General features: G+C 70.2%; 18 protein-coding genes and 1 tRNA gene. 14 read left to right on the forward strand and 5 right to left on the reverse strand.

The window, feature by feature from the left end:
* Window positions 1-44 precede the first annotated feature (44 nt).
* Entirely contained in the window at window positions 45-719 is a 675-nt protein-coding gene (locus ABYF38_RS07325; RefSeq protein WP_371151734.1) for a PPA1309 family protein, read from the reverse strand.
* An 85-nt stretch (window positions 720-804) separates the two neighbouring features.
* On the opposite strand from ABYF38_RS07325, the gene ABYF38_RS07330 reads away from it, so the two are divergent.
* From ABYF38_RS07330 to ABYF38_RS07345, 4 genes are all read left to right on the forward strand, one after another.
* On the forward strand, window positions 805-3921 hold the full coding sequence (locus ABYF38_RS07330; protein ID WP_371151735.1) for a UPF0182 family protein: 3117 nt from the start codon (window positions 805-807) through the stop codon (window positions 3919-3921).
* Window positions 3922-4355: 434 nt separating this feature from the next.
* Window positions 4356-5600 carry an MFS transporter gene (locus tag ABYF38_RS07335; protein WP_371153014.1) on the forward strand — a complete coding sequence of 415 codons (1245 nt, stop codon included), beginning with the start codon at window positions 4356-4358 and terminating at the stop codon, window positions 5598-5600.
* 495 nt (window positions 5601-6095) lie between these two features.
* A tRNA-Met gene (locus ABYF38_RS07340) sits at window positions 6096-6169 on the forward strand.
* 357 nt (window positions 6170-6526) lie between these two features.
* On the forward strand, window positions 6527-7642 hold the full coding sequence (locus ABYF38_RS07345) for an IS1249 family transposase (protein WP_371151736.1): 1116 nt from the start codon (window positions 6527-6529) through the stop codon (window positions 7640-7642).
* 35 nt (window positions 7643-7677) lie between these two features.
* Here the strand turns inward: ABYF38_RS07345 and ABYF38_RS07350 are convergent, their stop codons facing one another.
* The 3 genes from ABYF38_RS07350 to ABYF38_RS07360 form a co-directional block, all read right to left on the reverse strand.
* Window positions 7678-8790 (reverse strand): SLC13 family permease, encoded by a 1113-nt coding sequence (locus tag ABYF38_RS07350; RefSeq protein WP_371151737.1) that lies wholly within the window; start codon window positions 8788-8790, stop codon window positions 7678-7680.
* Between the two features lie 693 nt (window positions 8791-9483).
* On the reverse strand, window positions 9484-11088 hold the full coding sequence (locus ABYF38_RS07355) for a sensor histidine kinase (protein WP_371151738.1): 1605 nt from the start codon (window positions 11086-11088) through the stop codon (window positions 9484-9486).
* Complete coding sequence (locus ABYF38_RS07360; RefSeq protein WP_371151739.1) at window positions 11085-11660, reverse strand: winged helix-turn-helix domain-containing protein; 576 nt, start codon at window positions 11658-11660, stop codon at window positions 11085-11087. Before ABYF38_RS07360 ends, ABYF38_RS07355 begins: the two co-directional genes overlap by 4 nt.
* A gap of 21 nt (window positions 11661-11681) precedes the next feature.
* Between ABYF38_RS07360 and ABYF38_RS07365 the strand changes: the two genes are divergently transcribed.
* From ABYF38_RS07365 to ABYF38_RS07405, 9 genes are all read left to right on the forward strand, one after another.
* Window positions 11682-12911: a glycosyltransferase family protein gene (locus tag ABYF38_RS07365; protein ID WP_371151740.1), complete on the forward strand. Its 1230-nt coding sequence runs from the start codon at window positions 11682-11684 to the stop codon at window positions 12909-12911.
* Window positions 12911-14173 (forward strand): glycosyltransferase, encoded by a 1263-nt coding sequence (locus ABYF38_RS07370; protein WP_371151741.1) that lies wholly within the window; start codon window positions 12911-12913, stop codon window positions 14171-14173. Before ABYF38_RS07365 ends, ABYF38_RS07370 begins: the two co-directional genes overlap by 1 nt.
* Complete coding sequence (locus ABYF38_RS07375) at window positions 14170-15321, forward strand: glycosyltransferase family 4 protein (RefSeq protein WP_371151742.1); 1152 nt, start codon at window positions 14170-14172, stop codon at window positions 15319-15321. Before ABYF38_RS07370 ends, ABYF38_RS07375 begins: the two co-directional genes overlap by 4 nt.
* Window positions 15318-17123 carry an ABC transporter ATP-binding protein gene (locus tag ABYF38_RS07380; RefSeq protein ID WP_371151743.1) on the forward strand — a complete coding sequence of 602 codons (1806 nt, stop codon included), beginning with the start codon at window positions 15318-15320 and terminating at the stop codon, window positions 17121-17123. The genes ABYF38_RS07375 and ABYF38_RS07380 overlap by 4 nt, the downstream gene beginning before the upstream one ends.
* A complete protein-coding gene (locus ABYF38_RS07385) occupies window positions 17120-18310 on the forward strand; it encodes a phosphotransferase family protein (protein ID WP_371151744.1) in 1191 nt (396 codons plus the stop codon). The genes ABYF38_RS07380 and ABYF38_RS07385 overlap by 4 nt, the downstream gene beginning before the upstream one ends.
* Complete coding sequence (locus ABYF38_RS07390; protein ID WP_371151745.1) at window positions 18307-19422, forward strand: serine kinase; 1116 nt, start codon at window positions 18307-18309, stop codon at window positions 19420-19422. The genes ABYF38_RS07385 and ABYF38_RS07390 overlap by 4 nt, the downstream gene beginning before the upstream one ends.
* 18 nt (window positions 19423-19440) lie before the next feature.
* Window positions 19441-20784, forward strand: a complete 1344-nt coding sequence (locus ABYF38_RS07395) for a UDP-glucose dehydrogenase family protein (protein WP_371151746.1) — start codon at window positions 19441-19443, stop codon at window positions 20782-20784.
* A 71-nt stretch (window positions 20785-20855) separates the two neighbouring features.
* Window positions 20856-22301, forward strand: coding sequence for a sensor histidine kinase (locus tag ABYF38_RS07400; protein ID WP_371151747.1), 1446 nt, complete (start codon window positions 20856-20858; stop codon window positions 22299-22301).
* Window positions 22298-22957 (forward strand): response regulator transcription factor, encoded by a 660-nt coding sequence (locus tag ABYF38_RS07405; RefSeq protein ID WP_371151748.1) that lies wholly within the window; start codon window positions 22298-22300, stop codon window positions 22955-22957. The genes ABYF38_RS07400 and ABYF38_RS07405 overlap by 4 nt, the downstream gene beginning before the upstream one ends.
* Before the next feature lie 120 nt (window positions 22958-23077).
* Here ABYF38_RS07405 and ABYF38_RS07410 read toward each other — a convergent pair whose 3' ends face one another.
* Entirely contained in the window at window positions 23078-23551 is a 474-nt protein-coding gene (locus ABYF38_RS07410) for a hypothetical protein (protein ID WP_371151749.1), read from the reverse strand.
* Between the two features lie 160 nt (window positions 23552-23711).
* Here ABYF38_RS07410 and ABYF38_RS07415 point away from each other — a divergent pair, with 160 nt between their 5' ends.
* Window positions 23712-24194, forward strand: a complete 483-nt coding sequence (locus ABYF38_RS07415; protein WP_371151750.1) for a DUF6912 family protein — start codon at window positions 23712-23714, stop codon at window positions 24192-24194.
* The last annotated feature ends 12 nt before the right edge of the window (window positions 24195-24206 follow it).

Raw genomic sequence — 24206 nt, forward strand, 5'->3', positions numbered from 1 at the left:
CGGGGGCACGGTCGTCTGCGAGGCCTTCTGCCCGCGCCAGCGGGCTACTCGAAGGTGGCCAGGGCCGCCGCCACCAGGTCTGGGGCCAGGTCGATGCCGCCGGCCACCGCGTCGTCCGAGTCGTGCGCGCGCATCCGCACCGCGCACCACGACTCGCCCGTGCGCAGCACGCCCACGGCCAGGCGCACGTCCTGGCGGGCCGGGTGGTTCAGCAGGAACTCGTCGCGCGCCGCAGCGTCCGCGGGCGCCTCGTCCTCCGCCGCCTGCGGCAGCACGATCCGCTCCGCAGTCAGGGCCATTCCCACCACCGCCGGCGGCCACACCAGCTGCGCCAGCAGCACCGACAGGTCCTGACTGGAGCTGGACAGGTCCTGCGGGATCGAGGTCAGGTGCCCCGGGTCGGCCGCCACGTAGGCGCGCATCTCCACCGCCAGCGACTCATCCAGGTTCGGCTCGTTCTCCAGGATCGTCGCCGTGGGCACCAGCGCGAACACCGTGATACCCCGGTCCCAGCCCGCAGCCGCCACGTGCTGCTCGATCTCTCGCACCGCCCCCACCAGGGAGACCTGGGCGGCGCTGGGCTCCGGCGCGGGCGCGAAAGCGGCGCTAGAGGGGGCGGTGGCCGGGGCAGCGTCGTCCCCCAACCCCGGCGCGGCGCAGGTGGCCCGCCCCGAGGGGGAGGCGGGCGGCGTGGGCAGAGAAGTCTCAGACAAATCCATGGGGGAATCATCTCAGCAAATCCATGGCACGATGGAAGCGACCCCTCGGCGTGGAACGCGCGCCGTCGCAGGAGATAGGTAACCCGTGGTTTTCAGCTTCTACAGCTCGATGTTCGAGGACAAGGAAGGGCAGGACGGCGCCCCCAAGCGCCCCACCCCGCCCCGCACACCGGCCAAGCCGGGCCCGGCCTTCCGCAAGCCCGGCCCCCTTTCCATCACGCTGCTGATCCTGGCGGTGCTGGGCGGGCTGATCCGGTTGGCGTCGCTCTACTGGACCGAGGTGCTCTGGTTCCAGCAGCTCGGCTACACCCGCGTCCTGCTCACCAAGTGGCTCACCACCTTCGGGGTGGCGGCGGTAGGCACGCTCATCATCGCCGCCATCGTGTTCGCCGCCCTGTTCGTGGCCTGGCGCACCCGCCCCCAGCGCACCGAGCTGGCCAAGAGCTACGTGGCCCTGGCCCCCTACGCCCGAGCATTTGAACGCTTCCGCAAGATCGCCTTCGTGGTCATCCCCGTGGCGGTGGGCCTGTTCCTCTCCGGGCAGCTGGCCCAGAACTGGACCGTCATCGTGGCCGCCTTCAACCAGGTGCCCTTCGGGGTGAGCGACCCGCAGTTCGGGCTGGACGTGTCCTTCTTCGTTTTCACCCTCCCGCTGCTGCGCCTGCTGGCCAGCGTGGCCCTGGCCGCCTTCATCGCGGCCCTGCTGGCCAACTTCGCCATCCACTACCTCTACGGCGCCACCCACCTGCGCAAGGGCTGGGGCACCACCGCTATGTGGGTGCAGACCTCCGCCATCGCCGCCCTGATCTCCCTGCTGATCGGCGCCCAGTACTGGCTCAGCCGCTACGCCCTCCTGGTGGGAGAGAACGCCAAGTTCGACGGCGCCTCCTACACCGACATCAACGCCGTGCTACCCGCCCGGGGCATCCTGGCCGGCATCGCAGTGGTGGTGGCCCTGCTGTTCGTCGCCTCCGTGTTCGTGCGCTCCTGGAAACTGCCGATCGTCGGCATCGCCGTCATGGTGGCCTCCGGCCTGGTGATCGGCGTGGCCTACCCGGCCCTCATCCAGCGCTTCTCCGTTGACCCCAACGCGCAGGAGGCCGAGTCCCCCTACATCCAGCGCAACATCGACGCCACCCTGGCCGCCCACGGCCTGCAGGGCGTAGAGACCACCACCTACCGGGCCGTCACCGAGGCCTCCAGCGGCCAGCTGCGCCACGACAGCGAATCCACCGCCTCCGTGCGCCTGCTGGACCCCAACATCATTTCCCCCACCTTCCGGCAGCTGCAGCAAAACCGCCAGTACTACGGCTTCTCCCGCGCCCTGAACGTGGACCGCTACGTGGTGGACGGGCAGCGCCGCGACACGGTTATCGCCGTGCGCGAGCTCAACCAGGACGGCCTGGGTGCCGAGCAGCGCACCTGGGTCAACGACCACACCGTCTACACCCACGGCTTTGGCGTGGTGGCCGCATACGGCAACGCCACCGGCGCCGACGGCCGGCCCGCCTTCTGGGAGCAGGGCATCCCCTCCCAGGGCGACATGGGCGAATACGAGCCGCGCGTCTACTTCGGCAAGAACTCCCCGCACTACTCCATCGTGGGTGGCCCCGAGGGCAGCGAGCCGCAGGAGCTGGACTACCCGGACGACGCCGCCTCCACGGGCCAGGTCAACACCACCTTCAAGGGCAACGGCGGCCCCAGCGTCGGCAACGTCTTCAACCAGCTGCTCTACGCCATCCGCTTCGGGTCCATGGAGATCCTGTTCTCAGACCAGGTCAACTCCCACTCCCAGATCCTCTACGACCGTGACCCGCACGTGCGCGTAGCCAAGGTGGCCCCCTGGCTCACCCTGGACGAGGAGGCCTACCCGGCAGTGGTGGACCGCGACGGCAACCCCGCCACCCCCAAGGAACTGGTGTGGATCGTGGACGCCTACACCACCACCGACGCCTACCCCTACGCCGCCCGCGTCACCATGCCGGGCACCCCGGCCGGCTTCACGGGCACGCCGACGGTCAACTACGTGCGCAACTCCGTCAAGGCCGTGGTCAACGCCTACGACGGTTCCGTCACTCTCTACCAGTGGGACGAGGACGACGCCATCGTGAACACCTGGGGCAACGTGTTCCCCGGCGTGCTCACCCCCAAGAGCGAGATCAGCGCCGACCTGATGGCCCACCTGCGCTACCCCGAGGACCTGTTCCAGGTGCAGCGCGAACTGCTGGGCCGCTACCACGTCACCGACGCCCGCTCCTTCTACTCCGGTGGTGACTTCTGGAAGCAGCCGGCCGACCCGTCCAACCCGGACTCCGGCGTGCCGCAGGACCCCTACTACCTGACCATGCAGATGCCCGGCCAGGAGGGCGCGGAGTTCTCCCTCACCTCCGTGTTCATCCCCGGCGGTAACGACACCCGCAACGTGCTGACCGGCTTCGTGGCCGTGGACAGTGAGACCGGCAACCAGGCCGGCAAGGTGCGCGAGGGCTACGGCAAGCTGCGCGTGCTGGAGCTGCCGCGCGACCTGACCGTGCCCGGCCCGGGCCAGGTGAAGAACATCTTCGACTCCACCGCCCGGGTCTCCACCGAGCTGAACCTGCTGGCCCAGAACTCCTCCCAGGTGGTGCGCGGCAACCTGCTCACCCTGCCCGTGGGCGGCGGCCTGCTCTACGTCCAGCCCATCTACGTGCAGTCCGCCCAGGGCACCCAGTACCCGCTGCTGCGCTCCGTGCTGGTCGCCTTCGGTGAGAAGGTGGGCTTCGCCCCCACGCTCGGCGAGGCCCTGGACCAGGTGTTCGGCGGCGACTCCGGCGCCAAGACCGGCGCGGACGAGGTGCCCTCTGAGGCCCTGGAGCCCACCGAGCCGCTGGAGCCCGGCCAGCCCGGCCAGGAGCCGTCCGCCCAGGCCTCCGGGGCCCCGTTCGAGACGGGCAGCTCCAGCGCCCCGGCCGCCCCGGCAGAGCCCGGTAGCACCATCGCCCCGCCGGACCCGGCCAACCCCGCCGTACCGGGCGGTACGGGCGGCACCGTGACCGGTGACCCGAAGGCCGCGCTGGCCGACGCCCTGGCCCGCGCCAACGCCGCTATGCAGGCCGCCGACTCCGCCATGCGCGCCGGCGACTGGGCCGCCTACGGCAAGGCCCAGGAGGACCTGGACCGCGCCATCAAGGACGCCATCGCGGCCGAGGCCGCGCTGCGCTGAACGCGCGCTAGGCACCCGACGGGGTGGCCGGGACGGTCCGATCAGACCGCTCCCGGCCACCCCGCCCTCGTTTTGGCCCGGCGGGCGGTTCGCGCGCTCTGGCAGGCGGTTCGCGCGCCCCGGCGGATGGTTCGCGCGCGCTCGACGCCGCCAGGCGATAGAGTGCCCAGGTGCCTAGCCCCGCAAAGCCCTCCCGTCCCTCGCAGCCAGCTCAGGCCCCGCTCCCGGCAGGGCAGGGACCGGGCCGGGTGAAGGGGGAGGCGGGCGGAGCGTCGTCCCCGGGACTGCCGGGTGGCGCGCCGGCAGGAGGGGCGCAGGCAAACAGTGCGCCGGTACGCAGGCGCCGAAAGGCCGCGCGACTGCCTGGGGTGACCGCCAATCCGACGGTGCGCGCGCTGCTGGCCGTCGTGCTGTTCACGTACACGGCGCAAAACATGCTGAACGTGTCGGTGGCGCCGCTGGCCCGCGAGCTGCGCCTGCCCGAATGGAGCATCGGCGCGGCCGTCTCCCTGGCGGCGCTCACTGTGGCGCTGCTCTCCCAGTTCTGGGGGCGGCGCTCGGTGGCGTGGGGAGCGCGCCGGGTGATCCTGCTGGCCCTGTCCTGCGCGCTGTTGGCCGGGGCGCTGTTCTCCGCTGCGGTGTGGGCGCGCACCGTGGGCCTGCTGGGGGCCGCCCTGACTGCCGGGGCGATCATCGCGGCGCGCGGACCGTTCTTCGGTGCCGCCGTGGCCGCCATCCCGCCCACCGGCCAGGCCCTCATCTCCGCCCTGACCGACACCCCGGCCGCCCGCGTGCGGGGCATGGCCGCGTTCTCCGGGGCGGTCAACGCCTCGATCATGGTGGGCTCCGGGGTCTCTGCGCTGCTGGCCATGTGGTGGATAGAGCTGCCCGCCCACGCCACCCCCTGGTTCGTGGCCATCGCCCTTGCCATTGCCTGGTTCTTCCTGCCCGTGGACGACGCTGCCTCCCGCCGCCCCGCTCCCGCCGGCCACCGGCGGGCCGGCCGGGAAGACGCGGCCGGTCGGGAAGACGCGGCCGGTCGGGAAGACGCGGCTGGCGGCGAGGGGCCGGGCGAGCGCAAGCTGCCGCCGCGCGTGGCCTGGAACGACCCGCGCGTGCTGCCCTGGATGCTCGGCGCGTTCGGCAGCTTCTTCGCGGTCGGCGTCACCCAGATCCTGGCCGGCTTCGTGGTGCAAGACCGCCTGCAGGTCACCACCCAGCACGCCGTGCAGCTCACCGGCATGATGCTGCTGGCCCACGCCGCCGGAGCCATGACCATGCAGCTGCTGGTGGTCCCGCGCTTGAACTGGACGCCAGGGCAGCTACTCAAGCGCGGCGCCACCGTGGGGCTGGCCGCCCTGGTGGTGCTCACCCTGGCCGGGCAGCTCTGGCTGTTGGTGGCCGCGATGCTGGCCTCCGGGGTGGCTGGCGGGCTGGTGGGCCCGGGCTTCAGCGCCGGCGGATCGCTGGCGGTGAGCGCCGAGGAGCAGGGCGGCGTGGCCGGCGTCCTCAACGCCACCGGTGCGGTCACCTGGATATTCGCGCCGCTCAGCGCCACGGCCCTGTACGGCTGGCGGCCACTGGCGCCCTTCCTGCTGGCGCTCGCGGTGCTGAGTGTCAGCGTCAGCGTGGCCTGGCTGCACCCGCGCCTGCGCGGGGTCCGGCGCGAGGCCCACTAGTTCCGCTGCGATGCCAAGATTGGCCCTTTCAGCGACTCTGGGGCCTTGGTCGGGCCCGCCAGGGTGGCGTTGAGCGGGCCGGAGGCGCGCGCCACAACCAGCTGGGGACGGTACGGGGGATAGCGGCGGGAGCGCCGCAACCGGCCAGGGGTCTTGCGCAAGCGGTTGAGCCTTTGTTGCAGCTCTTAAGCCTTTGCTGCTCCTCTTGCGCCGTTGTGCGACCTATTGAGGCGTTAATCGTCCCCGTAGCGCCACAAGAGGTGCAACAAAGCCACGACCGCTACAACAAAGGCGAAACAGGAACCACAAAGGCTCAACCGGTTGCGCAACAAACATCGGCCCAGCCCCCACGCCCGCCGTGGCTCGGTGGGCGAGGGGCCGGGCCACGGTGGCGAGGGGCCGGGCCACGGTGGGCGTGGGGCCGGGCACGTGCGCCATCTCACCGCCGCTCGGTTTGAGGTCTGAAAGCGGGCGCGCTAAGCTATTACATGCCGACGCGGGGTGGAGCAGCTCGGTAGCTCGCCGGGCTCATAACCCGGAGGTCGCAGGTTCAAATCCTGTCCCCGCTACTAAACGAAAAGGGCGGAATCTCAGCGAGATTCCGCCCTTTCGCTTTGCCCACCGTCCCGGGGCAGACGCTAGAACGTCAGCCCGAAGACCGGCACCCCGATGGTGAGCATGGCCAGCGTGATCAGGACGATGCCGGCCAGGTTCAGCCAGATGCCGGTGCGGACCATGTCTCGGGCTATAGGACAAAATGTGTTGCTTTGGGGCTTGGTTTTCGTTGTGTTTGTTGGGCAAAGTGGGGTTTGAAGTTGGGGTGGGTCAACTTCAAGGTCGGACAGAATGTGTTGCTCTCGGGCCTGGTTTTCGTTGTGTTTGCAACGGATTGGCGGTGTTGAAGTTGGCGGGGGCAGTTTTGAGGGATGAACACTCCCAAATGCCCACTGTGTGCGGCGGTGATGACCCGGCATGGCAAGACCCGTGGCGGGGCCCAGCGGTGGCGTTGTCGTAGCTGTAACGTCTCCCGGGTTGGCCATATTGACTCAAGCGCCAAACAGTTACAGGCTTTCTTGGCCTGGTTGTTGGGTGCGGGCCGTCAGGTCGACATGCCTGGCGCTGGTAGGACCTTTCGGCGCCACTGCCAACAGTTTTGGTGTCTGTGGCCCTTGTCCCCGATCGTGGACGAGGTCCACGAAGTCATCTTCGTTGACGGTATCCATCTGGGACGCAAAGCAGTGGTCTTGATTGCCCGCAGTAGGCACCACGTGCTGGGCTGGTACGTGGCCCGCAACGAAAACTCCCGGGCCTGGGCAGCGCTCTTAGCCAGGATCGCCCCACCACAGATGGTGGTCACTGACGGGGGCAGTGGTTTTGAAAAGGCCCGCAGACAGCACTGGCCAGACACTATGGTCCAGCGCTGTACTTTCCACGTTTTTGGGCTGATCAAGACCGCTACCACCACCCGTCCCAAGCTGGAAGCCTCCCGCCAGCTCTACGCTCTCGGACTCGACCTGATCCGTCTACACACCCGTGACCAGGCCTTGGGCTGGGTCCAGGCCTATCAAGCCTGGACCACACGTTGGCAGGGATTTCTAAACGAGAAGACCACCGGGCCAGACGGCAAGCAGTTCTTCACCCACGCGCCCTTAGTCAAGGCGCGCAACAGTCTCAACCGCCTGTTGCGGGCAGGAGTGTTGTTCAGTTTTCTCGACCCGGGCTGGGAAACGGTGATGCCCGCGATGAACAACCAGATCGAAGGAGCAACTAACGCCCCGTTGCGTCAGATGCTGCGCGATCACCGCGGCCTGGGGCTAACCAGGCGGATCAAAGCGATCTTTTGGTGGTGCTACATGCACACCGAAGCCCCGCTACCGGCAGCCAAGATCCTTAAGACCATGCCCACCGACGCCCAGATCGAGGCCGCTTACCAAGCCGCTGCTCTCCACGCCAAACCCGATGACTTCCTGCCCCGCTGGGGAGACGCGATTACCTGGAGAGAACTCCACCACACAACCCCATACCACAACGACTGGGACTAAGCAACCCCACCCACCCCAGAGCAACACATTTTGTCCTATAACCCCATGTCTCCCATCTTGATGTAGCCGGAGCCGTAGGCCACGGCGTTCGGGGGAGTTGCCACGGGCAGCATGAACGCAAAGGTGGCGGCCAGCGCCACGGGGACCACCAGCAGCAGGACGTTCATCGGGTTGTCCGCGGTGATGCCGATACCGGTGGCAACGCCGCCCATGATCGGCAGGAAGGCCGCGGCCGTGGCGGTGTTGGAGGTCAGTTCGGTGAGGAAGATGATCAGCGTGGCCACGGCGGCCACGATCACGACGATGGGCAGGGTGCCCAGTCCCTTGGTCTGCTCACCGATCCAGACGGACAGGCCCAGCTTGCCGAACATGGAGGACAGGGACAGGCCGCCGCCGAACAGGAGCAGCACGTCCCACGGCAGCTCGTTGGCCGACTTCCAGTCCAGCAGGCGCCGGCCCTTGGAGTCCGCCGGGATTAGGAACAGCAGGGCGGCGCAGATCATGGCGATCAGGGCGTCGGGGATCTTCAGCTCGGAGCCGGTCTTGTCTAGCCAGATGGGCACGAACACCCAGGAGAACGCGGTCAGGACGAAGATGATGCCCACCAGGGCCTCTCCGCGCGTGACCCGGCCCAGCTCCTTCCACTGCTGGGCGATCACCTCGCGGCCGCCGGGGATCTCCTTGACCTCGGGCTTGAACAGGACGAAGGCCATGAGCCACCAGGCGAATCCCATCAGCGCCACCGCGAGCGGGGCGCCCAGGATCATCCACTGGCCGAACCCGATGTGGATGCCGTGGGTCTCGGACAGGTAGGCCACCAGTAGGGCGTTGGGGGGGCCGATGATGGTGGCGACGGAGCCGATGGAGGCGGCGTAGGCGATGCCGAGCATGAGCGCGGTGGCGAACTTCTTGACCTTGCCGATGCCGCCCACCGGGTCAGAGACCAGGCTGAGCACGGACATGCCGATGGGCAGCATGACCACGGCCGTGGCGGTGTTGAACACCCACATGGACAGGAAGCCGGTGGCGATCATGAAGCCCAGGATGAGCTGGCGGGGTTTGGTGCCGACCATCATCACGACGGCCAGGGCGATGCGCCGGTGCAGGTTCCATCGCTGCATGGCCAGGGCCAGCATGAATCCGCCCATGAACAGGAAGATCGTCTCGGAGGCGTAGGGGGGCGGCCGCCTCCTTGAAGGTGGCCACCTGCAGGGCCGGGAACAGCACCAGCGGCAAGAGCGCGGTGGCGGCAAGCGGGATCGCCTCGGTCATCCACCACACGCCCATGAGGATCGCGGCGGCGGCGACGGTGCGCAGCCCGGTGTCCGTGATGTCGGTGTAGGTCTTTCCTGCGGCCTCGGCTGCGGACCGGCCCACCTCGTTGACCTGCTCGGCTCCGCTGGTCGGGAACAGGTAGTAGACCAGCGCGGCCAGGATCAGGCCAACGAATACGCCGATCAGCCGGCGGCGGACGGTGGCTTTGTCTGCAAGATCCTCGCTGACGGCCGGGCCTTGGAGGAGGAAACCAGGGTGTGCGGGACGCTCATGTTCATCTCCTGTGGGACTTGGAAAGGGGGCGGGGCCGGTCGCACAAGTGTCCGCCATAGGGGCATTTAGTCCCAAATATGTCAGAACGCACAAAAGCAAAGTTTCATTTTGCGTACCGCTGGGCGAGCATTGACCTTTTGGTGCGCAAATCTGCTGAAATTCCGGCCTTCTTGTGCGCACGCGAGCATGTGGACGACGTTCCGCCCGCCGCAGCGCGAGCGTCGCCACCGCCCCCACCTGGGGCGATTTTGGGGACGAAGGACCCAGCGGGCTGGGCGCGTGGAGAGGGCGGGCTAGTGGGGCGTGGTAGAAGAGGGCGGCCGCGCTGCGGGGAGCGAGAGGCGGAACGTCGTCCCCGTAGAGGCGGACTCCACGCCAATCTGGCCGCCGTGGGCACGCACGATCGCCTGCACGATCGCTAGTCCGAGCCCCGAGGAGCCCGCCCCCGTTCGGGCCCGCGAGGAATCCCCCCGAGCGAACCGGTCAAAGATGCGCGGCAGCAGGGCCGGGTCGATGCCTGGGCCGTCGTCGCTGACCTCGACAACCACCCTGTCTCCCACCCTTGCAACCTCCAGCTGCACCCGGGTGCCCGCAGGGGTGTGGACCCTGGCGTTTGCGAGCAGATTGGCGAGCACCTGCCGCAGCGCCGCCGGATCGCCAAGGACCACGCAACGCTCGGCGTCCGCGGGCTCCACCTCGATCCGCCAGCTCTTGGAGGGACAGGCCGCGTGGGCGTCAGAAACCGAATCGATGGCGAGGGGAATCAGGTCCACCGGGACGGGCTCGACCTGCTTGTTGGCGTCCAGCCGCGCCAGCAGCAACAGGTCCTCGATCAATTCGCGCATGCGCGCCGACTCGGCGGTGATCCTCTCCAGCGCCCGGTGCGTGTCCACGCCGCTGGTCCCCATCAGCTGGGCGTAGCCCTGAATTGAAGCCAGGGGAGTGCGCAGCTCGTGGGAGACGTCCGCGACGAACTGGCGCAGGCGCTCCTCCGACCGGTCGCGGGCGTCCATCGCGGTGTCGACGTCGTCGAGCAGGGCGTTGAGCGCGAAACCGACGTCGCCCACCTCGGAGCCGCCCTGCAGCATGGCCGCATCCACCCGCAGGCTCGTGCGCGTGTTCGAGTCCAGGACGTCGGTGCCGACGCGGCGGGCCACCTTCACCACCTCGCCCAGCGGCCTCAACTCCCGGCGCACCCACCCGCGCGTCACCAGCGCCACCGCAGCGAGGGCAAGCAAAAAGATGCCGAGGCCGGCCAGAGCGCTGGCGCTCACCACACGATTGACCTCGCCCAGGCCGCGGGCCGCCACGAAGCGCGCCCCGCCGGCGTCGTGCACGAGCACCCTGAACGAGCCGAGCTCGGGCAAGTCCACGTGCTGGGGCGCGGGGGAGGCCGGTAGCGCCTCCAGGGAGGTCACCGCTGTGGCAGGCAGGTCGTGAATGTGAAAGCGCTGGATCAGCCCCGCGCTCGTGCCCGTGGAGTCGCTCACCAGGAACAGCGTGCCCAGGGAGGGCTCCGGGCTGGAGACCGGGGGCAAATCCGTGCTCCCGGCGGGCTCCTGCAACAGCTCGGGCGGGGAGAGCGTGGGCACAACCCGGCCGGGGCCCGTCCCGGGGGCGGGAGCGGACGGTACGGGCGCGGAGGCGCCCGCCTCGGGGGCGGGAGCGTCGGGGCCGGGCGCGGCGGGCACCCCGCCGCCCGGCGCGGCGGCGCCGGCCGAATAGTTGCTCACCATCCGTTGAACGTCCTCGCGGATCGCCACGTCCAGCTGCCAGAGCATCCACGAGCGGGTCAAGGACACCAGGGCGGCAAAGGAGGCGGCCAACGCGATCGTCAACACCAGGGCGACGAAAGCGCTGAAGCGAACGGACAGCGGACGGCGCCTAGCCGGGGTCACGGCGTCTCCTTGGCGGGGCGAAGGATGTACCCGGCTCCGCGCACGGTGTGAATCATCGGGGAGCGGCCGCGGTCCACCTTCTTTCGCAGGTAGGAGATGTACAGCTCCACCACGTTGCTGTTCCCGCCGAAGTCGTAGGACCAGACGCGGTCCAGGATCTGCCCCTTGGAGAGCACCACGTTCGGGTTCTCCATCAGGTAGCGCAGCACCTCAAACTCGGTGTTGGTCAGCTCCAGGGGCTCGCCCGCCCGGCTCACCTCGTGAGAGTCCTCGTTCAACGTGAGGTCCCCGACGCTCAGCTCGGCCGGGACGACCGCGCTCGACATGCCGCTGCGGCGCAGCAGCGCGTCCACGCGGGCGGCCCGCCCGGTGCCCCGGGTGGCCAGGGCGGCCCGGGTGGCCAGGGCCAGTAGGAAGGCTGGTCGCTGGCGCCAGCCTGGGCCAAAGCAGTGGGCCCGCCGGGAGGTTTTCCCCTCCCGGCGGGCCCACCGCTTTGAGTCTGAGAAGTCTCTAATAGTTCTTTCATTCCCGTCTCGCCCGCCGTCGGCATTGTCTGTTTCGTCCGCAAACACGCAAACGAAACGGAGAGGGCCGTGAAGGACTCCAGCGAGATCAGGGTGGTGCTCTACAGCCACGATTCCCAGGGACTTGGCCACGTGCGTCGCAACCTGGCGATCGCCCACCACCTGGCCAGCGACCTGCCCGCGCTCACCGGCCGTCCCGTCAGCGGCCTGCTCATCTCGGGCCTGGCCCCCACGGTGCGCTTCCCGTTGCCGCCCGGTTTCGACTGGGTGACCATCCCGGGCGTCTCCAAGGGCAAGAACGGCTACCAGGCCCGCAGCCTGGGCTCCAAGACCGGCAGCCTGATCCACCTGCGCTCCCAGCTGATCGAGGCCAGCCTGCTCAGCTTCGCCCCGGACCTGCTGATCGTGGATCGCCACATCTACGGCGTGTGGAACGAGCTGCGCGGCCCGCTGGAGAAGCTGCGCGCCGCCCACCCGCACAGCCGCGTCGTGCTGGGCCTGCGCGAGATCCTGGACGAGCCGCACGTGGCCGCCGCCGAGTGGGACGCGCTGGGCGACCCGGACCTGATGCGCGGCCTGGTTGACCAGGTGTGGGTCTACGGCGACCCGCGCGTCCACGACCTGATCGCCTCCGGCGAGGTCCCCGCCAGCCTGGCCGACCGCATCCGTTTCACCGGCTACCTGGCCCTGGGTCGCCGCGTGACCGACTCCGCCCAGGAAGACCCGGAGGTTCCCTTCGTGCTCACCACCGCCGGTGGGGGCTCCGACGGTGCCGCCATGCTGAAGGCCGCCGCCCGGGCCGACGTGCCCGCCGGCCTGCGCCACGTTGTGGTCACCGGCCCCCAGATCAGCGACGCCGACTACGCCGACGTTGCCGCCCTGGCCGCCCCCCGCACCGAGGTGATCCGCTCCCTGCCGGGCCTGGGCCGCCACATCTCCTTCGCCTCCGCCGTGATCTCCATGGGCGGCTACAACACGGCCTGCGAAATCCTGGCCACCTCCACCCCGGCGCTGATCATCCCGCGCGAGGAGCCCCGCAAGGAGCAGCTCATCCGCGCCCGCGCCCTGCACGCCGTGGGCGGCGTGGACTACCTGCGCTCTGCGGACGTCAGCAGCGCCGCCATCTCGCAGTGGATCGCCAAGGCGGTGCGCCGCAGCGTGGGGCGCTCGCAGATCGATCGGGACGGCCTGGACGTCGTCCCCCAACTGGCCAATGACCTCATTCGGGCCGCCCGGGCGCAGGCAGCTGCCCCGGCCGTCCCCGTCCCGTCCCTCCTCAACGAAAGCGTAGGTGTTTAATGACCCGCATCGGCTACGTCCTCAAGGTCTACCCCCGGTTCTCCGAGACCTTCATCGTCACCGAGATCCTGGCCCGCGAGGCCCACGGCGACGACCTGACCATCTTCGCCCTGCGCCCCACCACCGACGCGCGCTTCCACCCCGAGATCGCTCGGGTGCAGGCCCCGGTGAAGTGGGTGGAGCGCCCGCTCAAGCCCTCCGAGCTGTGGAAGCAGCTGACCACCACCCTCGTCGAGGGCGGGCTGAGCGAGGCCTTCGCCGCCCTCCTGCCGGAGGTGGCTGACCTGCCCGGTGACGAGGTGGCCCAGGGCGTGGCCCTGGCCAAGATGGCCCGCGAGGAGGGCATCACCCACCTGCACGCCCACTTCGCCTCCCTGGCCGGGCGCACCGCCTGGATCGCCTCCCGCCTGAGCGGCATCCCCTACACCGTCACCACCCACGCCAAGGACATCTACCACCAGTCCGTGGACCGCGACTGGCTGCGCAAGGTGTGCGGCGACGCCAAGCGCGTCATCGCGATCAGCCGCTTCAACCAGGACTACCTCACCGAGGTGCTGGCGGGAACCGGCGCCAACATCAGCCTGCAGTACAACGCCCTGGAACTGGACCGCTTCCCGGTGCGCGAGCAGGCGGCGGGTGAGGCGCCGGCGAGCGAGGCCTCCCCGGCCGCGCCGGCCGCCCAGGGGCGGGCCCTGAGCGTGCTGGCGGTGGGCCGCCTGGTGCCCAAGAAGGGATTTAGCGACCTCGTGGAGGCCGCGCACATCGCCCGCAGCCACGGCGTGGACGTGCAGGTCACCATCGCCGGCGACGGCGAGCTGCGCACCGCCCTGCAGGCACAGATCGACCAGCTGGACCTGGGCGGCGCCGTCAAGCTGATCGGTCCCCAGACCCAGGCCGAGATCATCGCCCACCTGAAGAGGGCCGACCTGTCCGTCACCCCGTGCGTGCCCGCCGACGACGGCAACATCGACGGCCTGCCCACCGTCATTCTCGAGGCGATGGCGTGCGGCACCCCCGTGATCGCCACCGCAGTCTCCGGCCTGCCCGAGGTGGTCATCAACGACGACACCGGCATCCTGCTGGCCCCCGGCCAGCCCGTCGCCCTGGCGCAGGCGCTGGTGGCCGTGGCCCGCGGCGAGATCGACACCGCCCCGCTGGCCCGCCGCGCCCGTCAGCTCATCGAGCGCAACTTCGACTCCCGCCGCCAGGCCGCCACCCTCTCCGCCTGGCAGAGCGACACCACCACCGAAAGGACCGCATGATGCGTATCTCCTACGTCTGCGTAGACCCCGGCATTCCCGTCTTCGGCACCAAGGGCGCCTGCGTCCACATCCAGGAGGTCGTGCGACAGTTCCGCGCTCGCGGCCACGAGGTGGTGGTGCACACCCTGCGACGCGGCAAGGACGTCCCTGCCGACCTGGCCGACCTGCAGGTGATCGAGTACAAGATCGACACCACCGACCCGGCCGAGCGTGAGGCCGCCCAGCGGCGGGCCGCCGCCACCATCGCCGCGGCCGTCGCGGCCGAGCAGCCCGACATGGTCTACGAGCGCTACTCCCTGTTCTCCGACGTGCTGGCCACGCTCAAGGACCAGGACGGCAAGACCCCCACCTGCGTGCTGGAGGTCAACTCCCCGCTCATCGAGGAGCAGTCCGCCCACCGCGTGCTGGTCAACGAGGACGTGGCCTGGAGCGCGCTCACGCGCCAGGTGGGCGCGGCCGACGCCACCATCTGCGTCTCCGAGCCCGTGGCCCGCTGGGTGCGCGCCCACGCCGACGCGGCCGAGCGGGTGCACGTGGTGCCCAACGGCGTCAACACCGACCGAATCCAGCCGCAGCCGGAGGAGACGGCGGGCGTGGTGGTGACCTTCGTGGGCACCCTCAAGCCGTGGCACGGTGTGGAGGACCTGCTGGAGGCCGCCGCGCTGGCGGAGGAGTCCTGGACCCTGCGCGTGCTGGGCGACGGGCCGCAGCGCGCTGCGCTCGAGCAGCGCGCGGCCGAGCTCGGGATCACGGTGGACTTCCGTGGCGCGATCGCGCCGGCGGACATGCCCGCCCACCTGGCCGGTTCCGCCCTGGCCGTGGCGCCCTACCCGGCCCCCGCTGACTCCGACGCCCACTACTTCTCCCCGTTGAAGGTCTACGAGTACATGGCCGCCGGCCTGCCCGTGGTGGCCAGCGCCATCGGGCAGATGCCCGACGTTCTGGCCGGCGCCGGCGAACTGGTGGCGCCCTCCCGCCCCGACCAGCTGGCTGCGGCCATCGACAAGCTGGCAACCGCCCCCGAGCTGCGTCAGCGGCTGGGCGCGCGCGGCCGCGAGCTGGCGGTGGCCAACCACTCTTGGAGCGGGGTAGTGGAGCGCATCTTCGCCCTGGCCGGGAGCGGTGAGGGGGAGATGAGCCAGCCGTGAGCGCCAAGAAGAACCCGCAGGCAACCAAGCGCACGCTCGCCCTGGTTCGCCCCGAGCTGCGCCCGCAGTGGCCGCTGATCGCGGTAGGCGTCTTCGCCCTGGTGCTGGAGGTCTCCTTCCGCGTCCTGGAGCCCTGGCCACTGAAGATCGTGATCGACTCGGTGCTCGAGGACGTCGGGGCCGGCACCGGCTCCCCGGCCGGCTCCGCCATCTCGCTGCTGGTGGTGTGCGGCGTCCTGCTGGTGGCCACCGTGGCCCTGCGCGCGGCAGCCAACTACCTGGCCACCGTGTGCTTCGCCCTGGTGGGCTCCCGCGTGGCCGCCTCCCTGCGGGCCAAGGTATTTCGCCACGTGCAGGGGCTGGACCAGCAGTTCCACGCCCAAAACCGCAGCGCGGACACCGTGCAGCGCATCGTCTCAGACGTGGCGCGCCTGCAGGACGTGGCCATCACCGCCGGCCTGCCGCTGTTGGCCAACATCGCCACCCTGGTGGTGATGCTCGTGGTGATGTTCGTGCTGGACGCACTGCTCGCCCTGGTGGTGGTCGCCGCGATCGCGGTGTTCCTGCTCTCCTCGCGCGGAACGTCCTCCCGCATCACCACCGCCTCCCGCCGCAGCCGCAAGGGCGAGGGGCAACTGGCCAACACGGCCCAGGAGTCCCTGGCCTCCATCAAGGTGGTGCAGACCTACGGCCTGGAGTCCATGATCGAAAAGCGCTTCACCGGCGCCAACCTGGCCTCCCTGCGAGAGGGCGTCAAGACCCTGCGCCTGTCCGCCCGCCTGGAGCGCAGCACCGACGTGATCGTCGGGGTCGCCACCGCAGCCGTGCTGATCGGCGGCGGCCTGCGGGTGCTGCACGGCGACATGACCGTGGGCGAGCTGGTGCTCTTCACCACCTACCTGCGCACCACCATGAAGCCGCTGCGGGACATGGCCAAGTACACCGGTCGCATCGCCAAGGCATCCGCCTCCGGCGAGCGCGTGGCGGACCTGATGGCCGTGCAGCCCGAGATCGTGGCCCCCGAGGAGCCGGTGCGCCCGGTGGCCGTGCGCGGCCAGGTGCGCTTCGAGGACGTCTACACCCAGTACGAGGACCACACCATCCTCAAGGGCGTGGACCTGCGGGTATCCCCGGGCGAGTACGTGGCAATCATCGGCCCCTCCGGGGCGGGCAAGTCCACCCTGGTCTCCCTGCTCACCCGCGCCCAGGACCCCACCCAGGGGCAGGTGCTGCTGGACGGCCACGCCCTTCCCACCCTGGACCTGGCCCAGCTGCGCGCCAACGTCTCCACCCTCCACCAGGAGGCGGTGCTGTTCGCCGGCACCATCCGCGAGAACATCCGCATGGGCCGCATGGACGCCACGGACCAGGAGGTGGAGGCCGCCGCCCGCGCCGCGAACGCCGAGCCGTTCATCCTGGAGCAGCCGGAGGGATACGAGACCCTGGTGGGGGAGCGCGGCGGCACCCTGTCCGGCGGGCAGCGCCAACGCATCGCCATCGCGCGCGCCCTGCTGCGCGATTCCCCCGTGGTCATCCTGGATGAGGTCACCACCGGCCTGGACCCGAAGGCCGCCACCCAGGTGCTCGACGCCATCGACGGCCTGGTGCATGACCGCACCACCTTCGCGGTCACCCACGACGTCGAGGTGGTGCTGCGCTCCAGCCGCGTGCTGTGGCTGCAGGACGGCCGGGTGCTGCTGGACGCTCCGCCCGCCACCCTGCTGGAGGAGTCCGAGGTCTTCAGGCAGTGGGTCTCCACCGCCGGCCGCTCCGCCGACGACATCCGGGTGGAGGAGCGATGAACACGCAAACCGCCCTGGAACTGCTGCTGGACAGCGGCCGCCTGAGCGAGGTCTACGGGCAGGAGGTCAAGGCCAGCCGTGTGCGGATCAAGCCGGAGGTGGCCCTGATCGCCGCCATCGCCCACCCCGTCACCGGTGCCGAGCTGGGCTGGCTGCGGCTGCTGTGGCCCGTCAGCCACTCCAAGGCCAAGAAGGCCAGCAAGCTCGCCCAGCGCCTGGGGCAGACCACCCGCGTGCACCAGCTCAGCGACCAGCTCCTGTGCGACACGGGCGGCGTGGCGGCGGACCCGGCCCTGGCCGAGCTGCTGGCCCAGGCCACCACCCCGACGCTGCCCGCTGGGGCGGCGCAGGCGGTCCAGGCACAGGCCGGCGCGCCGGCGGGAGACGACCGGCTGCTGCGCTACAACCCGCTGCGCCGCGTGGTCTACCGCCGTGGCGACAGCGTGGTGCGGGTGCAGGCCCGCCCCGGCGTCCTGGACCACGGCCTCTACTCGCGGCTGGCGCAGCTCGCCCCGCTCCCGCAGCGCCTAGACGAGCAGCGGCCGGGCGAATCCGGGCGCCAGGTGAGCGTCGTCCAACACTGCGGGCACCACGACCTGGCCGCCTGCGACCAGGCGGGACAGGGGGCGGACAGCTGCCTGGCCCACCACCAGGCCGCAGGGCGGATCTGGGCGGGCCTGCACGCCGGCGGCGCCACGCTGCCGAGCGGCATCGCCGCCGCCCTGGCTAGCCGGGAGGCCGATCCGCGCGGCCAGGCCCACGCACACGCCCAGATCCTGGACCACCTGGACGCGCCGCTGGCCGCTCGCCTGCGCCGCCTGGCCGCCCACCCCGGGCTCGAAGTAAAGGGACCGGCCGTGCTCAGCCACGGCGACGCCTCACCCGACCAGGTGCTGGTGGACGCCCACAGCGGCCGCCTCTGGCTGACCGACTTCGACCGCGTCTGCCTGGCCCCCGCCGCCCGCGACCTGGGCTCGTACCTGGCGGAGGCCGGCACCGAGGCCGGCGAGGCGTTCCTGGCCGGCTACGCGCAGGGCGGGCAGGAACTGCCGAAGGCAGAGGAGCTGCGCGCCGCGCGGGCCGCCTCCCTGCTGGAACGCGCCGCCGGGCCGCTGCGCACCGCCGCCCCCGACTGGGCGGAACGAATCAACGAACTACTAGACGAAATCGAGGAGGTGCTCCGATGAACCCGACGCTTTCCACCCCGCCCGCCGGCGCCGCCGCGCACGCGCCTAGCGGCAGGCAGGGCCTGCCCAGCGCGGCCATGGCCAGCCTGCGCCTGCTCCACGAGGGCGGCTCGGCCAGCGCGCCGCTCCACTGCGTGCGCCGCGCCTGGCCCGCCCCCGGCGGGGAGCTGGTCTTCGAGGGCCTAGACGCCGACGGCCAGCTGCGCGCCGGCCGGGTGCTGGCCGACGGCGAGGTGAGCGTGGCCCCCTACGCCACCGACGCGCGCCTGCCCCGCCTGTGCGTCCCCGCCGGGGCGAGCCTGGTGGTGCACCGGCTGGGCAAGCGGGCCGTGACCCTGCACGAGGCGCACGTGGTCAAGCACCTGCGCGCCGGCAAGGCCGCCAAGCTGGCCAGCGCCTCCCAGGCGCTCACCGAGGCCTGCGGGCGCGCCGGCATCAACACCGCTGCGGTGCTGGAGGCCGGGGACGACTACCTGGTCTTCGAGCGCCTGGGCGGGGCCACCCTGCACGACCTCGGTCAGGCCGGCCTGCCCGCCTGGCGGGAGCTGCAGCGCCGGTGGGCTACGCTCGCCCGGCCGTCGGCCAGGGAGCAGGCGCAGCTGCCGACCCACGGCCCCGAGCAGGAGGCCGCCGTGCTGCGCACCTGGCACGCCCACGCCCTCACCCACTCCAGCCTGCCCCGCCTCGAGGAGCTGGCAGGCGCGGTGGCGGAATGCTGCGGCGAGCTGCTGGACCCAGCCCAGGTGACGGCGCGCCCCCAGTGGGTAAACGCCCACCGCGACCTGCACGACAAGCAGCTCATGTGGGACGGCACCAACCTCAGCCTGCTCGACCTGGACACCGCCGCCCGGGCGGAAGCGGCCCTCGACCTGGGCAACCTGGCCGCCCACATCGACCTGCGCCTGCTGCAGGGCATCTACCCGGCCCACCTCGGTGAGCCGCTCACAGCGGTGATCGCCGCCCTAGCCGACCAGCTGGGCGTCACCCCCCGCCGCCTGGCCACCTACAAGCGCGCCAGCGCGCTGCGACTGGCCTTCGTCTACTCCTTCCGTCCCTCCGCCCAGGAGTGGCTGCCCCGCTGGGTCGAAGCCACCCTGACCAACTCCAACTAGCTGAAAGAAGAAAAAGAAATGCGTATCTCTGTTATCGGTTGCGGTTACCTCGGTGCTGTTCACGCCGCCTGCATGGCCAAGCTGGGCCACGACGTGGTGGGCGTGGACGTAGACCCCGGCAAGATCGACCTGCTCAACCAGGGCAAGGCCCCCTTCTACGAGCCCGGCTTCGAGGAGGTGCTGCGCCCCGCCCTGGACAGCGGCAAGCTGCGCTTCACCGCCGACGCCGCCACCGCCGGCCTGGCCGACGTGGACGTCCACTTCATCGCGGTGGGCACCCCGCAGCGCGCCGACGGCGGCGCCGCCGACCTGACCTACCTGTGGGCCGCCGTGGACGCCATCCTCGCCAACGCCGCCGCCAACCCCGCCCAGCGCCCGATCGTGGTCGGCAAGTCCACCGTCCCGGTGGGCACCGCCCAGGCCGTGGCCGACCGCCTGGCCGCCGCCGGCATCACCCTGGTGTGGAACCCCGAGTTCCTGCGCGAGGGCTTCGCCGTCCAGGACACCCTGCACCCCGACCGGATCGTCTACGGCCTGCCCAAGGACGCCGCCACCGGCGACTTCACCGTCGAGGGCCACTACGCCCGCGCCCAGCTGGACCGCGTCTACGCCCCGCTGCTGGAGGAGGGGATCGAGCGCCTGCTGGCCGACTACCCGACCGCCGAGCTGGTCAAGGTGGCCGCCAACTCCTTCCTGGCCACCAAGATCAGCTTCATCAACGCGATGGCCGAGCTGTGCGAGGCCACCGGCGGAGACGTCACCGTCCTGGCCGACGCCATCGGCCGCGACGAGCGCATCGGGCGCCGCTTCCTGGGCGCGGGCATCGGCTTCGGTGGCGGCTGCCTGCCCAAGGACATCCGCGCCTTCATGGCGCGCGCCGAGGAACTGGGCGTGGAGGACGCCGTCTCCTTCCTGCGGGACGTGGACGCGATCAACAACCGCCGCCGCCAGCGCGTCATCGACCTGGTGAAGAACCGCCTGGGCCAGGACCTGGTAGGCGCCAAGGTCACCGTGCTGGGCGCGGCCTTCAAGCCCAACAGCGACGACCTGCGCGACTCGCCCGCGCTGGACGTGGCGCGCCGCCTGCAGGAGCTGGGCGCCCGCGTGCAGATCACCGACCCCAAGGCGCTGGACAACGTGCGCGCCGCCGCCCCCGAACTGGTGGCCGAGCAGGACGTGCACGCCGCCCTGGCCGGCGCCAGCATGGTGGTGCTGGCCACCGAGTGGGCCGACTTCGTCAACCTGGACCCGAGCCGCTGCGCCGAGCTGGCCGAGCAGGCCGTGATCGTGGACGCCCGCAACGCCCTGGACCCGGCCAAGTGGCGCGCGGCCGGCTGGGAGTACCACGGCCTGGGCCGCTGAGCCCGCCCCTGCCGGTGGTGGCGTGAGTGTTGTTTGTCTCCGGCGCACCCCAGCGCCCATATGCTGACCTAGTGAGTGCCCAGAAGGTTGCCCAAAAGTCGTCCATCCACACCCGCATCATGTGGGCCATGGTGCTGGTGGCTGGCGTGGCCGTGGCGATCTCCGGCACCCTGCTGGCGGCGTTGCAGGAGCGCAGCATTCACGCCACCACCCACTCGCACCTAGAGCGGGTGCGCAGCCAGCTCACCCAGCTGGCCGCCACGGGCCTGGACCTCGAGACGGGCAAGCCCTTCGAGGACCCCGTCCAGCTGCTGCGCCAACACCTCAGCACCCAGGTGCTCGGCCCAACGGAGGGCGAGGCCGGTTTTGTGGACGGCGTGCTGCGGTTCGTGGCCCCGCCCGCAGTCGAGCTGCGCCCAGAGGACGACGCCGTCCTCATGGCCCACGTGGCGCCCCTGGTGATCGGGACCACCAGCCGGATCGAGACCGTCACCACCCCCAAGACCACCTACAAGATCCTGGTGGTCCCCGTCGTGAAGGCAAACCAGACCGCGGCGCTCCTGCACGTGGTCGACTTCGGGCAGGCCACCAAGGACCTGCGCCACGCCATGCTCATGTTCGCCAGCGCAGCGGCGGCCACCCTCGCACTGGTGGTCGGGGCCGCCTGGCCGGTGGTGCGTCGTCTCCTCAAACCAATCGGGGAACTCAGATCGGCAGCGGAAAGCATCGACGAAACCGACCTCACCAGCCGCGTGCCCGTCCGCAGCGCCGACGACCTGGGGGCCCTGGCCACCGCCTTCAACCGCATGCTCGACCGGGTAGAGAGCTCGGTCAACGCGCAGCGGGACCTGCTGGACGACGTCGGCCACGAACTGCGCACCCCCATCACCGTGGTGCGCGGCCACCTGGAACTGGTGGACCCCAGCGACGCCAACGACGTGATGGAAGTGCGCGACCTCTCCATCGACGAACTGGACCGCATGGCCGGGCTGGTCAACGACATCCTGGTGCTGGCCAAGTCCGGGCAGAGCGACTTCGTCACCCCCGTCCACACCGACGTGGCCGGCCTGACCGAGCAGGTGTTCACCAAGTCCGTGGCGCTCGGGGAACGCAAGTGGCAGCTGGCCAAGGTGGCCGAGGTGGAGCACCTGCTGGACGCCTCCCGCATCACCCAGGCATGGCTCCAGCTGGTAAACAACGCCGTGAAATACTCCCAGCCTGGAAGCGAGGTCACGCTCGGCTCGGCAGTGGAGAGCGGCCAGCTTCGCATGTGGGTGCGCGACGAAGGGGTAGGGATTTCGCCCCAAGACATCGAGCGAGTCACCCAACGGTTCGCGCGCGGGGATCAAGCACACCTACACGCCCATGGCTCCGGCCTCGGATTGAGTATCGTCGATTCCATAGTGCGGGCTCACCACGGCAAGCTGGATATTTCCTCCCAGCCCGGCGTGGGCTCAACCTTCACCATGGTCTTACCACTCGACGTCCCAATCTCAACGGAAGGACCCCAGCCTTGAGCACCATCCTGGTAATCGAGGATGAGGAACGCATCGCAGGATTCATCGCCAAAGGCCTGCGCGCAGCCGGATTCACCCCCCGCACCACCGGGTCGGGGGAAGAAGGCGTTTTCATGGCCGTCGAGGAGGGCGCGGACCTGATCGTCCTGGACGTGGGCCTGCCCGACATCGACGGTTTCGAGGTACTGGAGCGCCTGCGTGGGCAGGGCGTCAACACCCCGGTCATCATGTTGACCGCCCGCACCTCCGTGGCGGACCGCGTGGCCGGCCTGTCCGGCGGCGCAGACGACTACATGCCCAAGCCCTTCTCCTTCGAGGAGCTGCTGGTGCGCATCCGCCTGCGCCTGCGCACCGAGACCCCCACCAGCGACGTCTCCCAGCTCTCCCACAACGGATTGACCCTGGACCTGCGCACCAGGCGCGCCCAGGTGGACGGCAAGTGGGTGGACCTCTCCGCCCGCGAGTTCACGCTCGCAGAGACGTTCCTGCGCAACCCCGGCCAGGTGCTCTCCCGCGAGCAGCTGCTCAACACCGTGTGGGGCTTCGACTTCGACCCCGGCTCCAACGTCGTGGACGTCTACGTCTCCTACCTGCGCGGCAAGCTCGGCAAGGAACGCTTCGAGACCGTGCGGGGTATGGGCTACCGCCTCACCTAAACCGCCTCGCGCCGCGCCGGCTCCGCGCGGGCGCCGGCCGGCTGGCGCGGCGGGCAAAAGCAGATCCCCTGGGGCTGGTCATTCCAGCCCCAGGGGATCTTGGCCTCGCGGGAGGCGGGCCTAGTCGTTGTCGTCGGGGGAGTCGGCGTCGTCCACGTCGTCATCCACCTCGTAGGCGTCGTCGACGTCATCTGCGTCGTCATCCAGGTCCACCGGGGGAGCCGGGGCGATGACAACGGGCGGCTGGTTGGCCGGTGCCTGCCCGCTGGTGTTGGTGTCCTGCTGGGAGTTACCGGCGGATCCCCCGGTGGAGCCGGTGCCGGTGGCGGAGTCGGACGCCGGGTAGCTCGCTACCGGGGCGGTAGAGGGCACCTGGCTGGCGGTCGCGGACGCGGAGGGCGACGCGGTCGCCGACGGCGTGGCGCTGGGCTTTACGGTCTTGTCCGTTTCCTTCTCCAGGGAGATCGCGGGCTGCTCAGAGTCCTGAGACGGCAGTGCGGCGAGCGCGTGGTACCCCGCGAACAGGGCGACCGCACCCAGCGCGATAGCCACCAGCAGCGCCCCCAGTCGGAAACCTTCGGTTCGAGTAGTCATGGTGTTTCCTCACCTCCTACCGGTAGTTAACTGCGCTCGCATGAGACCTCATTCAGGGGTTCATGAGAGAACTCTTAATGTTCGTGGCTCTTTGCCCTACCTCTAATCCTCCCGGCCCGGCATGAGCCTGGCAATCGGGGGCTGGGGCACACTAGGGGGCATGTTCGTCTACATTCCCGCCACCGCGCGCAGCCTGCAAGCCGACCACCTGACCGGCGAGGTGGCATACGCCATCACCGACGATCTGCGCGCCGCCTTCCCCGGGGACCACGACGAAGAGTTGGAGGCGATTGCCCTGGACTGCGCCGCCTTGCACTCGGTGAAGCTGCTGGAAGAAGGCGCCGACGTCCGGGTGGTGGTGGCAGCCGACGTTCCGGCCGCCGCCCTTGCTGAGGTGGAAGACCGCACCGACTTGTACGTTGGCGCGCTTCTGCTTACAAAGCCGGTGGCATGGAAGCACGTGGACTCCTTCTACGCCGATGACGTGGACGACGTTGCCGCCCGCGCCGCCGTGGCAGCGGCCCGCGCTCTGCTTGCGGCCGCGCCGGGTGGGGAGGCAGACGAGGAAGCCGACGGGTTGCTGGCCGAGCACGTGCTGTCCTGGTACGACTCCACCGAGCGCTCCCGCCTGGCGCAGGGGTGACTGGCCGGGCTG

This window comes from Buchananella sp. 14KM1171 (assembly GCF_041380365.1).
Taxonomy (GTDB): domain Bacteria; phylum Actinomycetota; class Actinomycetes; order Actinomycetales; family Actinomycetaceae; genus Buchananella; species Buchananella felis.